We start from the raw sequence: 13,318 nt of genomic DNA, 5'->3' as shown, positions 1-13,318 counted from the left end.
ATGGGAATGTTGTTTAACAATTTTGAAGAATGGAAAGCCTACTGCAAAGAAAACAATCAAAAGTTGTTTGAACCTGTACTGGCCTATGAAATAGAGCAAAAGTCTCGCGATGAAAAAAGCATATGGGATCATTTGCAGAAAGCCTATGATGTAATGCGTGAAGCTGTAGATACCGGATTGAAAGAGGATATGAAATCGAGATCGGGGATGATCAATAATGGCGCAAAAAAGGTATATCAAAATAAGCATACATTGCTTTCTCCTGAATTTCAAAAACTCGTGTCAAGGGCTTTAGCTGCAAAAGAAGTGAATAGCTGTATGGGCAGAATCGTTGCTGCTCCAACTGCAGGTGCTTCGGGAATATTGCCCGGCATATTATATACAGCCCAGGAAATTCACGGATTTACGGATAAGCAAATTCTGGAAGGCCTTCTGGTTGGAGCCGGAATAGCATTGATCATAGAAAGAAATGCGAGTATTGCGGGTTCTGTGGGTGGCTGCCAGGCAGAAACAGGTAGTGCTGCGGCCATGGGCTCCGGTGCCTTGGTTTATTTAATGGGGGGAACAAATACGCAAGTATTCAATGCGGTTGCCATCACCATTCAATGCATGCTGGGATTGGTTTGCGACCCTGTTGCCGGTTTAGTTGAGATTCCTTGTGTGGTAAGAAATGCCAGCGGCGCAGCAATTGCATTTTCCTCAGCTCAAATTGCCATTGCCGATGTTGATTCTGTCATTCCTGTTGATGAGTGTGTAATGGCCATGGGAGAAATTGGACAAAGCATGGAAGCGCGCTATAAGGAAACTGCATTGGGTGGATTGGCGGCCACTCCTACCGGGCAAAGAATCAGTAAAAAAGTTTTGATTCACGATATTGAAATGATGCCTGACGAAGACAATAAAGAAGAAGGCGATTAATTAATTACACTGTAGGTGTAAACAACATAGAATAATAATAATACAACACCTTCCACACGGCCCAGTTTTTTTCTGATTAAAGCAAGAATTAATACCAAAACAGTAATTCCCATCATCCATATCATGTCGTATTCCAAAATTACCGGGTCTATGGTGATATTTTGAATCATGCTTGTTATTCCAAGGATGGATAGAATATTGAAAATATTGGATCCTAGAAGATTTCCAAGTGCCAGATCTGTTTGTTTTTTATAGGCAGCTATTGCAGAAGTAACCAATTCAGGAAGACTTGTGCCGAGTGCAACTAAAGTAATCCCTATCACCCTTTCCGATACACCAAGACGCAAAGCAATTTTTTCTGCACCTTCTACAAACCATTCTGCACCGTAAAACAAACCGGCACAACCAATTGCGATCATTAAAATATCAATCAAGAGAGCTCTGGTTGATTGCTCGGGCTCTGTCAATTCGTGTTCTTCCATTAATGCTTCCTTGGCTTTGGTATCTTTCCTACTTTTTATCATAGAAAATGAGGTAAAAGCTATAAGCATTGAAAAGAACAGAAGCCCTTCCCAGAATTCTATTATGCGATTGTTCCACAATAATTCAGAGCTTACAAATAGCATAAGAATTGAGGCAAAGAAGGTCATTGGCCAATCAAAGCGCAATGTGTTTCTTTCAATATAGATATCCGAAACGACGGCTGTAAAACCAAGTACTAACCCCAGGTTACAAATATTTGAACCAACAACATTTCCCATTGCCAGGTCATCGATTCCGGATAATACGGATTTAACGCTAATAAGTAATTCAGGGGCAGAAGTGCCAAAAGCAACAATGGTAAGACCGACTACAAGTGGTGATATTTTTAATCTTAAAGCGATATTGGAAGCACCCCGAACAAGAAACTCACCTCCAGAGATAAGTACAACCAAACCAAGTATAAGAAAAAATAAGTCTATCATTTAATACTATATTTTTTCACCAAAAGATAAATCTCCGGCATCTCCCAATCCGGGCACAATATATGCATGTTCATTGAGGTGATCATCCATATCTACTGTCCAGATCTCGCTTTCAATATTTTGATTAATATATTCAATTCCATCAATACTTGCTACTAAAGCAGCAATATGTATAGATTTTGGTTTAAATTTTTCTCTAATACCCTTTATAGCTTTAACAAAAGACTTCCCGGTGGCCAACATGGGGTCTACAATTATCAAATCTTTATTATCCAGGTTGGGCTTTGTGAAATAGCTGGCTTCAATTTGAATTTCGTCTTTGTTACCCGAAGTAGATCTATAGGCCCCTAAAAATCCGCAATCGGATTTATCAAAGACATTAAGAAAACCTTGAAAAAAAGGCATTCCGGCCCTCATAACACATACTAAATTGGGATATTCCAGCAGTCCATTTTGTTTTTTTACACCAAGGGGGGTTTGAATTTCCATACTTTTGTAGCTCAAGGACTTGGAAATTTCATAGGCAAGTAAAGAACCCAATTGTTCGATATTTGATCTAAATTTCGCCCTATCCTTCTGTATGTGCTTGTCTCTCAATTCGATAAGGATATTATTAGCAATACTGTTCTCCTTCGCTAGTATAAACATTAAAGGTTTTCCCGATTAAATACAGGAGTTCAAATATATAGAAATTAAACTTTGAGCTAATTATCTTTGTCAATATTAATAAAGGATTTCACGATTTTATTAAATAAGCCAGAGGAAATCGGTGTTTTTCAAGAAATACAAATTCCTGTTTTTCTGCACCAAAACCCGAATAAAAACGGCCCAGGGAAGCAATATTACCACCTTCAAAATCCAATTGTTTATACCCCTTGCTGTAATTAAGTAACCATTCATTGATAATGGCATGCATAATTCCGGCTTTTTTGGCCTTTTCATTTGAAAAACTAAGTAAAAAGGTCATTACATCTTTATAACCCGCAAAAAGGCCTGAAGCCATTCTATCGCCATTTTCATCAAGGGCTGAAAAAATATTTATATTATTATCTTCAATAAAAAACGGCATTAGGCGATCATAGGCATTTAAAAAATCCCTGCTTATTTTTATTTGCCTTCCCTTATTCTTTATGAATCCACTTAATAGGGCATGAAAGTCATTATTGATTTCAAGCGTCCAATTCAGTTTATTGGCCGCTTTTATATTTCTTTTGTGATTTTTTGAAAAGCTTTGACTTAAATCATGTTCACCAAGATTCAGAATATAAGTTAGTCGCGTGCTTGATTGAAAATCCGAACTTTTTAGCAATTGACTTGCAGAACGCGAATCAAGAGATAAACGCATTGAAATACTTTGCCCCAATACATGGCCGACCTCATTCAAAAAAGCTTCTCCCACTTCACTTTCCCGACTTAGTATTTGAATTTGCTGTGTAAAAACAGGTTGAACCAGATAAACGATCCCAAATCTTTTTTTGAACATCAATGGGAATGCATTCAGGTATTTGTCATTGTCAATTTCCACAATGGCTTCAAATTCAGGGTTTACTGCTTTTAAATAGTCATATTTCGAAAATATTCTTGACCACTTGCAATGATTTACAAGTTCATTCCAAGAATTTGGGTCAATTTCATCACTTCTTAATCGAATAATACTCATCTATTCCTTTTCGAAACTTAATCTAATGTAGTTTTTTTACACCGCGAGACCTCAATGATATGCGCAATAATCTATTATTCATTTTTATATGGCTTGTCCCATTTTCATTTCTTAAGGCCCAGGGTGTATATGCTCCCGGAAGCCGTGAATATACTCGACTCCTTCAGAGGTATGAAATTTTAAACGGAAAAAACTACAATGATGTATTCACATCATTTAAACCCTATACCAGAAAAAATATTATTGAAGCACTGGAAGATGATTCGGTTTTTACTTCAAAATCTGATTTTTTTAATAAGCAGTATCTGCTAAATGACAGTCATGAATGGACCGAAATCGAAGAAGAATCTGAAAAACCATTTCTAAATCACTTTTATAAAAAAAAGGCGAACGCTTTTTACTACAATGAAAAGGATGTCTTTGAAATTCATGCTGACCCAATTTTACATTTAAATGGGGGTTTTGAATCTAGTAATACAAGCTCTTCGGATTTCATTTTTTCAGATTCTTCTGATATAAGTGAATCACGTAACTTTTATACCAACACCAGAGGTGTTGTGGTTCGCGGCATGATCGATAAAAAAATTGGATTCTACTCGGCCCTAACAGAAAATCAAATGCGAGTTCCAGGATATGTGGAGCAAAGAATTGTTGAAGACTCGGTAGTGCCGGGTGAAGGTTTTTGGAAACCCTTTGGTTCTAAGGGCTATGATTTTTTCAACGCCAGGGGCTATGTCACCTTTAATGCAAGCAAACATGTGTTTCTTCAATTTGGCAATGACAGGAACTTTATTGGCAATGGTCACAGATCATTGATTCTATCCGATTTTTCAGCCCCTTATCTTTTTTTGAAAGTGGAAACCCAGATATGGAAGCTCAAATACACCAATATTTTTGCTCAACTCACAGCTGATTATCAGAGATCTGGAAGGCTATTTCCAAGAAAATACATGGCTTTTCACCATTTGAGCATGAACATTGGTAAAAAACTCAATATCGGGATTTTTGAAAATGTCATATACGGAAGACCCGATGACAATAGCCTGGATCTCGCTTATTTAAATCCGATAATATTTTACAGAGCCATTGAACAAAATGTGGGAAGCCCTGACAATGCCACCGTTGGATTGGATTGGCGGTGGATGCCGGTCAAAAAAGTAGCCTTGTACGGCCAATTAATTTTTGATGAATTGATCGTATCCAATCTCAGAGCGGGCAATGGCTGGTGGGGCAATAAATTTGGGATTCAGGGTGGAGTTAAATACATGAATGCTTTCGGAATCGATAATCTCGATCTGCAATACGAAGTAAATGCAGTAAGGCCCTATACATATGCACATGTTTCGGATTTCACCAATTACCAGCATTATCAACAGCCCTTGGCGCATCCTTTAGGTGCTAATTTTATTGAAAGTATAGGAATTATTAGGTATCAGCCAATTCCCCGCCTAAACATTGTTTCAAAAAGTATTTTTTATAACAGAGGTCGCGATAATATTGTCGACGGTGAAGTATTTAGAAATTATGGCCAGAATATAAGATTGGATTATTCCAGCCGGATACAGGATTTTGGTAATACTCTGGGTCAGGGATTTGAGCAAAATGTATTTATAAGCAATCTTAGTATGAGTTATATGTTAAGGCATAATTTCTTTATTGACTTCAATTATACATTGAGAACAAATGATTACCAGCCGAATAATCTGCAAATTCCAAATAATGTAGATCCAAATTTAAATCCCTCAGGAACTATAACTACTACTTCACACATTTTCCAGCTGGGTTTACGTTGGAACACCGATTTAAGAAATTTTGATTTTTAATCTTTGAATAAAATGAACAGTATTGATCATATACGACATGAATTGACTGAAGCAAAAAATGTATTGGACCATTTTATAGCTGATGAGCAAAACTTCCAGTTAATATCAAAAGCTTCAGAAATGATGATTGAATCGATAAAAAAAGGAGGTAAAATATTTTCATGTGGAAATGGAGGTTCACATTGCGATGCCATGCATTTTGCCGAAGAGCTCACAGGACGATACAGGGAAGATCGCGATCCGATTGCCGCTCTTGCCATTTCCGATCCTTCACATATATCCTGTGTCAGCAATGATTTTGGTTTCGACCGGGTGTTCTCTAGATACATTCGCGCTTTGGGTCAAAAAGGCGATATTTTATTGGGAATTTCAACCTCAGGGAATAGTCAAAATATCATCAATGCAGCAGAAGCCGCGCATCAGAAAGGAATGAAAGTCATTTCACTAACCGGTAAAAGTGGTGGGCATCTTGCCGAACATTCCGACATTGAAATCCGAGTTTCACACAACGGATATGCAGATAGAATACAGGAAATACATATTAAAATAATTCATTGCCTGATCGGGCTGATAGAGAAAGGATTGGAGGGCTGATGTTTGCAAAAACCTTTGGTGGTGCTTTATTGGGCGTAGATGCTCTGACTGTTACAATCGAGGTTAATATTGTTGGAGGAACCAAGGCTTATGTAGTAGGCCTTCCGGACAATGCTGTAAAAGAAAGCCTATTTCGAATTGAATCTGTTTTTAAAGAAAATAATTATCACTTCCCCAGAAGAAAACTTCTTGTAAATCTTGCACCTGCCGATGTAAGAAAAGAAGGGTCTGCCTACGATCTGCCCATAGCATTGGGAATCCTCAAGGCTGCAAATCAATTGGATTCGGAAGAATTAGAGAACTATATGATCATGGGAGAGCTTTCATTGAACGGTACGGTTCGCCCCATTAAGGGCATACTTCCTTTGGCCATTGAAGCCAGACGCATGGGTTTAAAAGGCATGATTGTGCCTTCAGAAAACGCCTCCGAAGCCGCTATTGTTAATGATTTAGACATCATCGGAATCAATACTTTAATCGAAGCGGTTGAGTTTTTGGATGGGAGTAAAACCATTGAACCAGTCTTTGCGGAAACCAGAGACCTTTTCTTTGATCTTCAAAAAAATTTCGATCTCGATTTCGCCGATGTGCAGGGCCAGGAAAATATCAAACGCGGAATGGAAATTGCCGCGGCGGGTGGTCATAATGTCATAATGGTTGGCCCTCCGGGAGCGGGTAAAACCATGTTGGCCAAACGGCTGCCATCCATTCTGCCACCCTTAAGTCTGCATGAAGCGCTCGAAACAACAAAGATTCATTCTGTTGCGGGCAAACTCAGCACAAATACTTCGCTTATTGCCCACAGGCCTTTCAGGACACCACATCATACCATTTCTGATGTAGCATTGGTCGGTGGTGGTGGAAACCCACAACCCGGAGAAATATCACTGGCACATAATGGCGTTTTGTTTTTGGACGAGCTTCCGGAATTTAAAAGAACGGTTTTAGAGGTAATGCGTCAACCGCTTGAAGAAAGAAGAGTGACCATTTCCCGAGCTAAGGCCTCTGTCGAATACCCTGCTAATTTCATGCTTGTGGCCAGTATGAATCCCAGTCCGTCGGGAAAGTTTTATGTACCCGGTGAAGATCATCCCGATTCACCTGCCGATGTAAAACGCTATTTGAGCAAGATTAGCGGTCCTTTATTGGATCGTATAGATCTTCATATAGAAGTAACCCCAGTTTCATTCGATCAAATGACTTCAAAACAGGAATCAGAGAAAAGTACAACAATCAGGGAACGCGTTATTAAAGCCAGGGAAATTCAAAATCTTCGCTTCAAGGAAAAACCCGAAATATTTTGCAATGCCATGATGCCCGCCCAAATGGTAAAAGACCTATGTAAAATCAATAAGGCTTGCAATACTCTATTGAAAACGGCCATGGAAAAATTAGGTCTTTCCGCAAGAGCTTATGATCGAATTCTAAAAGTATCAAGAACTATTGCCGATTTAAGTGAGTCCGAGGACATTGCCATTGAACATGTGGCTGAAGCCATCCAATATAGAAGTCTGGACCGCGAAGGCTGGTTTGGGACTTAAAATTTTCCCGATGAAATACCGAAGTATATTTATTTAATTTTTAATGATCTTTCGGGTGATTTCGTCACTTCCCGTCTTGAATTTGAAAATGTACATTCCGCCACTCAATTCTGCCATCTCAGAATCAATATTCAAGATATTCAAACCTATTTGTGGATTTGTGTTCTTGTGGGAATAAATCTGTTTTCCCTGAAGATCCAAAATCTCCATAATTACTTCGCCTTGTTCTTTTAGATCGTACTTTATTTCCAATCTGTCTTTAAATGGATTGGGAAACACAGAAAGCTCAACGGATTCATTTTTCGCTAAATTTTCATTGTTAAACCCAACAACAGTTGAATACAATGGGACTTTCCACAATCCTCTTCCGTAAGTACAGGCATATATATAACCCTCCGTGACCTGAACTTCCATTTCCTGAACCCAAACATTAGGCAAACCATTGCTATAGGGTTCAAATTGGCTCATGTTGTCATTTTTGTAAAACACGCCCACATCGGTACCCACATACAGTTCTTCGGTAGTAAAAGTAGTAGGATCAATAACAATGCATTGGGCCGGCACATTTGGTATACCCGTTGAAATATTTTGCCAGGATTGCCCACCATCAATGGTTCGGTATACTTTGTTACCATTTGAATAACCTGAAAGTGTCACGTATGCCGTGAAAGTACCAGGATTGAAATAAGGAGAAAATTGAATATTGGTTATAAATAAATTGGGTAGCGAAGCGGATATCAGAGACCAGTTCACACCTCCATCTGAAGAAAGATATAAGCTACTGCCTTTTGATGCCATTAACATATCCAGGTTCCAGGGTGCCATTACCAATTGGGTCGTTTTTCCACTACTAGGATAGGAACTGTTATTTCGTTTTACCCAAAGAATCGAACCGGGATTTGGTTCATCTGCATTGCTGGTTTTAAAAATATTATTAAATCCTGCAAAAATTATATTGTTCTGAAATGGATCCATAATGTAAGGTGTTTCCCAGTATCCGCCTTCGTTGATGTTGTTGTTGATTCCGGAATAAGCTCCGGAAACGGCTCTATATAAACTTCCGTTTTGTGTAGCGGAATAGGTAATGTTATCATCGGTATGATCTATAATAGTCTCCATTCCATCGCCGCCGTTCACCTGCTCGTACAAATAAGTCCCGGTGAGGTTTCTTCGAATGGTTCCATTATCCTGATTCCCAGCCTGTAAAAATCCAGCGGTATTTTGACTTATACCCAATCGATAAGACTGTGTTATCTGCAAAGTTTCTGTTAAATCGGTCCAAAGTGAACCGTTATCTGTTGTGTAAAAAATACCTCCGTCATTGGCTGCATATAAATCTCCGGAATTTGGTTTGAAAACTAAATCGTGTTGGTCGGCGTGAATGTAGGTAGCACCATTTCCTGTCCAGTGTGAAATTGAATTGGTACCAAAACTACCCCCTCCGTTAAGGGATTCCCACACATTAATTCCTCCTACCACTACCCTGTCTTTATCGATAGGTGAAACAGCCAGCGCCAGATCATACCATCCCTGACCCCTGTTGTCACCTCCATCAGCATCGCCTCCCAAAAGATTAACACCTGATGTATTGTCAAATCGATTCGTCCAGGACTGACCTGAATTTGTGGATCGCCATAATGATTCAAAACGACTTGTATTTCCCTGTGATCCTAAAGCATAAACGTAATTGGGATCATCTTCGGTTACAGCCAGTTCTATCCTGTTAAAAAAACCACTTACATTGGTTCCTGTGAATGACTCCCCGGCATCATTTGACACTAATACTTCATTGCTTGATATATAAATTATGGAGGAATCACCGGGTTTGAAATGTATATCCTTAAAGTTGCCTGTTCTTTTTCTCGACCAGGTCAAGCCACCGTTAACAGACTTGTAAAAACCGTCACTGGTTGCAGCCACAATCATTTGTTCGTTTTGAGGGTTAATATCCAAACGGCCAATGGTATTCAGATCGCTTGCATCCCATTGTAAACCGGTGGTATCCCAGGTTAATCCTCCATCAAAAGATTTTAATACCCCAATTGAATAAGTATCCGATCCATCTCTGTCGCCAGTGGCAAGGTACATTATGTCATTGTTTACAGGATCAATAGCCAAATCGCTGCATCCCAAAACTGGAAGTGTGTCATTAATTAAAATGAAAGTTTGTCCACCATTGGTTGATTTCCACAATCCCCCCGCAGGAGCACCCACAAACAAAACATTTAATGAGTCCGGGCGGAATTTGATAAAATTCAAACGGCCATTTCCGCCCCCAAAAGGAACTATGCTCGGCCCCAGATTTGTCCATTGTGGATAAGGATTGGATTTGGCCCTGTTTGATTTGTTTGCCATTTCACGTCTCAAGTGATAATAATTGGGAATATCATTGCTCAATTCACCGTTTGGCCAGGTGATTTCGTTCATTCTGTGTGCCCATCTTTCAAAAGGTTTGCTCACTCTTGTTTGATTTTGATTAGCCATTTGCTCATCATAGGCCTTTCTTATTTCATGAAAATTTGCTCCTGAAGCGCGCAGTTCATACCAGGATTGGGCATTGCATAAAACTGAAAAAGCTAAGAAAAGAATAGATGTGTAAAGTATTTTGTTCATTTTGTAATGATTTCGACAGGTAAATTTAGCAAATACAAGTTATTTACCTTAACAATAAAATTGCCCGGATTTTAAGTAATCCGTCAGGAATATTTAAACTTCAATAAATACAAAATAGTTGCACAAATAAATCTATACTTATATAATAATTGAATTACTTTGCATTAATCAAAAATCAATTCGAAATGAAGGTTAATATTCTAACAATTGCTGCTTTGCTACTTATATCATCTTGTGTATCAACAAAAAAATACGATGAATTGCTCGCTGAAAAAGTAAAATTATCTGCTGATTTTGAACAATCCAGCGATAAACTGGACAAATGCAATGAAGAATACGCCAATCTGAATGCCAAATACAATTCGACTAAAGCCTCTAAGGAGGAACTCGATAAAGAGCTGGAGGATACAAAAAGTGCGCTTGGAAGGGCACAAAACCTTTATACTGAATTGGATTCTTCCAACAAAAGATTGCAGAGTAATTATAAAGAATTATTAGAATCTTCCACTTTAAAATCCGACAAGCTCGCAAAGAGTATCGCTGAAAAAGAAAAAGCCCTTATTAACCTCGAACAGACCCTGATGGAAAATCAGAAATCCATTGATTCGCTCACCAGCAATCTGGAATCTAGGGAAAGAAAAGTGCAGGAATTGGAAGGAATTTTGGCAAAAAAAGATTCTGCTGTTCAAAAATTAAAAGACATTGTTAACGATGCTTTACTGAGTTTTGAGAAAAATGACTTAAGCGTTGAAGTGAGAAATGGCAAGGTCTATGTCTCACTGGCGTCCCAATTGCTTTTTAGCACAGGAAGTATTGAGATCGATGAAAAAGGAAAACAAGCGCTTGTTCAGTTAGCCAATGTTTTAAAGAACCAACCCGAAGTAAATGTGATGGTAGAGGGCCACACCGATACGCAGAAAATTTCTAAATCCTCTAAATATATGAATGACAACTGGGATCTCTCCGTCATGCGTGCTACTTCAGTTCTAAGAATTCTGGTTGATAATGGCGTTGATCCTAAACAGGTAATTGCTGCCGGCCGTGGAGAACATATGCCGGTTGATGAGGCGGCTACAAAAGAAGCCCTGAAAAAGAACCGTAGAACTGAAATTATTCTAACACCAAAACTGGACGAACTTTTTCAGATATTGGGCAATTAATCTGAATTTACTTTCCCGTCTGTCATCAGAATCCTTCGGTCGGCCATTTTCGAAAGCTCTCTGTTATGTGTAACGATCACAAATGTCTGACCGAATTCATCTCTCAAATCAAAAAACAATTTATGCAGTTCTTCTGCATTTTTTGAGTCGAGATTACCCGAAGGCTCATCGGCAAATATAATTTTTGGTGAGTTAATCAAAGCCCGGGCTACTGCAACTCTTTGCTGCTCTCCACCCGACAGTTCCGAAGGTTTGTGATCCATTCTGTCTTTCAAGCCTAAATACTCAAGATGTTCCAGGGCTTTTGATTTGACTTGTTCGATTTTTCTTTTGCCCAACATGCCGGGAATCATCACATTTTCCAAAGCTGAAAATTCTGGCAAAAGATTATGAAATTGAAAAATGAAACCTATCTCATTATTTCTGAATGTGGCCAGATCTCTGCGTTTCATTGCATTTACATCCTTATCATTCAGGTAAACGGATCCGCCATCGGGTTCATCAAGAGAGCTTAAAATATGCAATAGTGTGCTTTTACCTGCGCCGGATTCGCCTACAATTGATACTATTTCTCCGGATTTAATTTCCAGATCAATGCCTTTGAGCACCTGGAGCTTGCCATAACTTTTCGTAATTGCCTGAGCTTTGAGCATATTTTATTATTACAAATGCCAAATTAAACATAAAGCAATTGAATAGATCAATCATTCTTGAAATTGAAATCGAAATGGATTAGTTTGGCAACTCAATTCAAAACATATCCAATGAACGTCCACGAGTATCAAGCAAAAGAAATATTAAAGGATTTTGGTGTTAGCATACAACAGGGAATTGTAGCGGAGTCACCTGATAAAGCAGTAGAAGCTGCTAAAAAACTTAAGTCAGAAACTTCAACTCCCATCTTTGTTGTAAAAGCCCAAATACATGCAGGAGGAAGAGGAAAAGGGAAAATTAAGGGAACCGAACAAAGAGGTGTTGCAATTGCCAAAACAGCTGAAGAGGTTGGCACTATGGCACGGGCACTTTTGGGTGGCACTCTCGTTACGCATCAGACGGGAGCAGAAGGAAAAGTAGTACAGAAGATATTTATTGCTGAGGATGCTTATTACCCCGGTGAATCAGATCATAAGGAGTTTTATGTTTCAATACTTCTCGACAGAGCTACAGGTTCCAATGTGATCATGGCCAGTACCGAAGGTGGTGTAGATATTGAGGAAGTTGCGGCTTCAACACCGGAAAAAATTATAAAGGAATGGATTGACCCTGCTGTGGGATTGCAAGGATTTCAGGCTAGAAAAGTGGCCTTTGCGTTGGGTCTAAGTGGAAATGCATTTAAGGATTGTGTTAAGTTTTTGTTCAATTTATACAGGGCCTATGAAGAGACAGATGCTTCCATGATAGAGATCAACCCCATGCTAAAAACAAGCGATAATAAAATCATTGCTGTTGATGCGAAAGTTAATTTTGACGACAATGCCTTGTTCAGACATCCTAAAATCGCTGAATTAAGAGATAAAAGTGAAGAAGATCCTTTAGAAGTAGAAGCGGCAGAATCTGATCTAAATTATGTTAAACTGGACGGAAATGTAGGATGCATGGTCAACGGTGCCGGTTTGGCAATGGCTACTATGGATATCATCAAGCTTTCCGGTGGAGAACCGGCCAATTTCCTTGATGTTGGTGGAGGCGCCAATGCCACAACTGTGGAAGCCGGATTCAGAATTATTCTAAAAGATCCAAACGTAAAAGCCATACTTATAAATATCTTCGGTGGAATCGTTCGTTGTGATAGAGTGGCTTCAGGTGTGGTAGAAGCCTACAAGAAAATTGGAGATATCCCTGTGCCTATTATTGTAAGGTTACAAGGAACCAATGCCGAGGAAGGTGCCAAAATCATACAGGATTCAGGATTGAGAGTATTTTCTGCTATTCTTTTAAGCGAGGCAGCCGATAAGGTAAGAGAAGTACTATCTTAAAAAAAATTCTTGGAAAAATTAGGCCTCTGATCTACGCAATTAATGCTAGGTAAATCAGGGGCTTTTTT

11 protein-coding genes are annotated in these 13,318 nt (G+C 38.9%); 6 read left to right on the top strand and 5 right to left on the bottom strand.

Features of this window, described 5'->3' with window-relative positions:
• Nucleotides 1-918, top strand: coding sequence for an L-serine ammonia-lyase, iron-sulfur-dependent, subunit alpha (gene sdaAA / locus HZR84_10130; protein QNL22282.1), 918 nt, complete (start codon nucleotides 1-3; stop codon nucleotides 916-918).
• Here sdaAA and HZR84_10125 read toward each other — a convergent pair.
• The 3 genes from HZR84_10125 to HZR84_10115 form a co-directional block, all read right to left on the bottom strand.
• Nucleotides 915-1,883, bottom strand: a complete 969-nt coding sequence (locus HZR84_10125) for a calcium/sodium antiporter (GenBank protein ID QNL22281.1) — start codon at nucleotides 1,881-1,883, stop codon at nucleotides 915-917. The genes sdaAA and HZR84_10125 overlap by 4 nt on opposite strands.
• 6 nt (nucleotides 1,884-1,889) lie before the next feature.
• Nucleotides 1,890-2,531, bottom strand: coding sequence for a uracil phosphoribosyltransferase (gene upp, locus HZR84_10120; protein QNL22280.1), 642 nt, complete (start codon nucleotides 2,529-2,531; stop codon nucleotides 1,890-1,892).
• A gap of 88 nt (nucleotides 2,532-2,619) precedes the next feature.
• A complete protein-coding gene (locus HZR84_10115; protein ID QNL22279.1) occupies nucleotides 2,620-3,543 on the bottom strand; it encodes a hypothetical protein in 924 nt (307 codons plus the stop codon).
• A gap of 59 nt (nucleotides 3,544-3,602) precedes the next feature.
• On the opposite strand from HZR84_10115, the gene HZR84_10110 reads away from it, so the two are divergent.
• The 3 genes from HZR84_10110 to HZR84_10100 are packed head-to-tail and all read left to right on the top strand — an operon-like array spanning nucleotide 3,603 to nucleotide 7,501.
• A complete protein-coding gene (locus tag HZR84_10110) occupies nucleotides 3,603-5,366 on the top strand; it encodes a hypothetical protein (protein QNL22278.1) in 1,764 nt (587 codons plus the stop codon).
• 12 nt (nucleotides 5,367-5,378) lie between these two features.
• Entirely contained in the window at nucleotides 5,379-5,960 is a 582-nt protein-coding gene (gene lpcA, locus HZR84_10105) for a D-sedoheptulose 7-phosphate isomerase (GenBank protein QNL22277.1), read from the top strand.
• Complete coding sequence (locus HZR84_10100; GenBank protein QNL23237.1) at nucleotides 5,960-7,501, top strand: YifB family Mg chelatase-like AAA ATPase; 1,542 nt, start codon at nucleotides 5,960-5,962, stop codon at nucleotides 7,499-7,501. The genes lpcA and HZR84_10100 overlap by 1 nt, the downstream gene beginning before the upstream one ends.
• Before the next feature lie 33 nt (nucleotides 7,502-7,534).
• Here HZR84_10100 and HZR84_10095 read toward each other — a convergent pair whose 3' ends face one another.
• A complete protein-coding gene (locus tag HZR84_10095) occupies nucleotides 7,535-10,114 on the bottom strand; it encodes a T9SS type A sorting domain-containing protein (GenBank protein QNL22276.1) in 2,580 nt (859 codons plus the stop codon).
• 185 nt (nucleotides 10,115-10,299) lie between these two features.
• Between HZR84_10095 and HZR84_10090 the strand changes: the two genes are divergently transcribed.
• Nucleotides 10,300-11,274 carry an OmpA family protein gene (locus tag HZR84_10090; protein ID QNL22275.1) on the top strand — a complete coding sequence of 325 codons (975 nt, stop codon included), beginning with the start codon at nucleotides 10,300-10,302 and terminating at the stop codon, nucleotides 11,272-11,274.
• Here HZR84_10090 and HZR84_10085 read toward each other — a convergent pair.
• Nucleotides 11,271-11,927: an ABC transporter ATP-binding protein gene (locus tag HZR84_10085; protein QNL22274.1), complete on the bottom strand. Its 657-nt coding sequence runs from the start codon at nucleotides 11,925-11,927 to the stop codon at nucleotides 11,271-11,273. The genes HZR84_10090 and HZR84_10085 overlap by 4 nt on opposite strands.
• 111 nt (nucleotides 11,928-12,038) lie before the next feature.
• Here HZR84_10085 and sucC point away from each other — a divergent pair, with 111 nt between their 5' ends.
• The gene (gene sucC, locus HZR84_10080; GenBank protein ID QNL22273.1) at nucleotides 12,039-13,250 is read left to right on the top strand and encodes an ADP-forming succinate--CoA ligase subunit beta; all 1,212 of its coding nucleotides are present in this window, start codon (nucleotides 12,039-12,041) and stop codon (nucleotides 13,248-13,250) included.
• The last annotated feature ends 68 nt before the right edge of the window (nucleotides 13,251-13,318 follow it).

The sequence above is a fragment of the Hyphobacterium sp. CCMP332 genome (assembly GCA_014323545.1).
Classification (GTDB): Bacteria; Bacteroidota; Bacteroidia; order Cytophagales; family CCMP332; genus CCMP332.
Note: the sequence above shows the minus strand (reverse complement) of the source record. Positions and strands in the feature narration are given on the sequence as shown.

Excerpts from the sequence above, each read along its gene's own strand:
- sdaAA (QNL22282.1), top strand. The coding sequence starts at position 1 with ATGGGAATGTTGTTTAACAATTTTGAAGAATGGAAAGCCTACTGCAAA.
- HZR84_10125 (QNL22281.1), bottom strand. The coding sequence starts at position 1,883 with ATGATAGACTTATTTTTTCTTATACTTGGTTTGGTTGTACTTATCTCT.
- upp (QNL22280.1), bottom strand. The coding sequence starts at position 2,531 with ATGTTTATACTAGCGAAGGAGAACAGTATTGCTAATAATATCCTTATC.
- HZR84_10115 (QNL22279.1), bottom strand. The coding sequence starts at position 3,543 with ATGAGTATTATTCGATTAAGAAGTGATGAAATTGACCCAAATTCTTGG.
- HZR84_10110 (QNL22278.1), top strand. The coding sequence starts at position 3,603 with ATGCGCAATAATCTATTATTCATTTTTATATGGCTTGTCCCATTTTCA.
- lpcA (QNL22277.1), top strand. The coding sequence starts at position 5,379 with ATGAACAGTATTGATCATATACGACATGAATTGACTGAAGCAAAAAAT.
- HZR84_10100 (QNL23237.1), top strand. The coding sequence starts at position 5,960 with ATGTTTGCAAAAACCTTTGGTGGTGCTTTATTGGGCGTAGATGCTCTG.
- HZR84_10095 (QNL22276.1), bottom strand. The coding sequence starts at position 10,114 with ATGAACAAAATACTTTACACATCTATTCTTTTCTTAGCTTTTTCAGTT.
- HZR84_10090 (QNL22275.1), top strand. The coding sequence starts at position 10,300 with ATGAAGGTTAATATTCTAACAATTGCTGCTTTGCTACTTATATCATCT.
- HZR84_10085 (QNL22274.1), bottom strand. The coding sequence starts at position 11,927 with ATGCTCAAAGCTCAGGCAATTACGAAAAGTTATGGCAAGCTCCAGGTG.
- sucC (QNL22273.1), top strand. The coding sequence starts at position 12,039 with ATGAACGTCCACGAGTATCAAGCAAAAGAAATATTAAAGGATTTTGGT.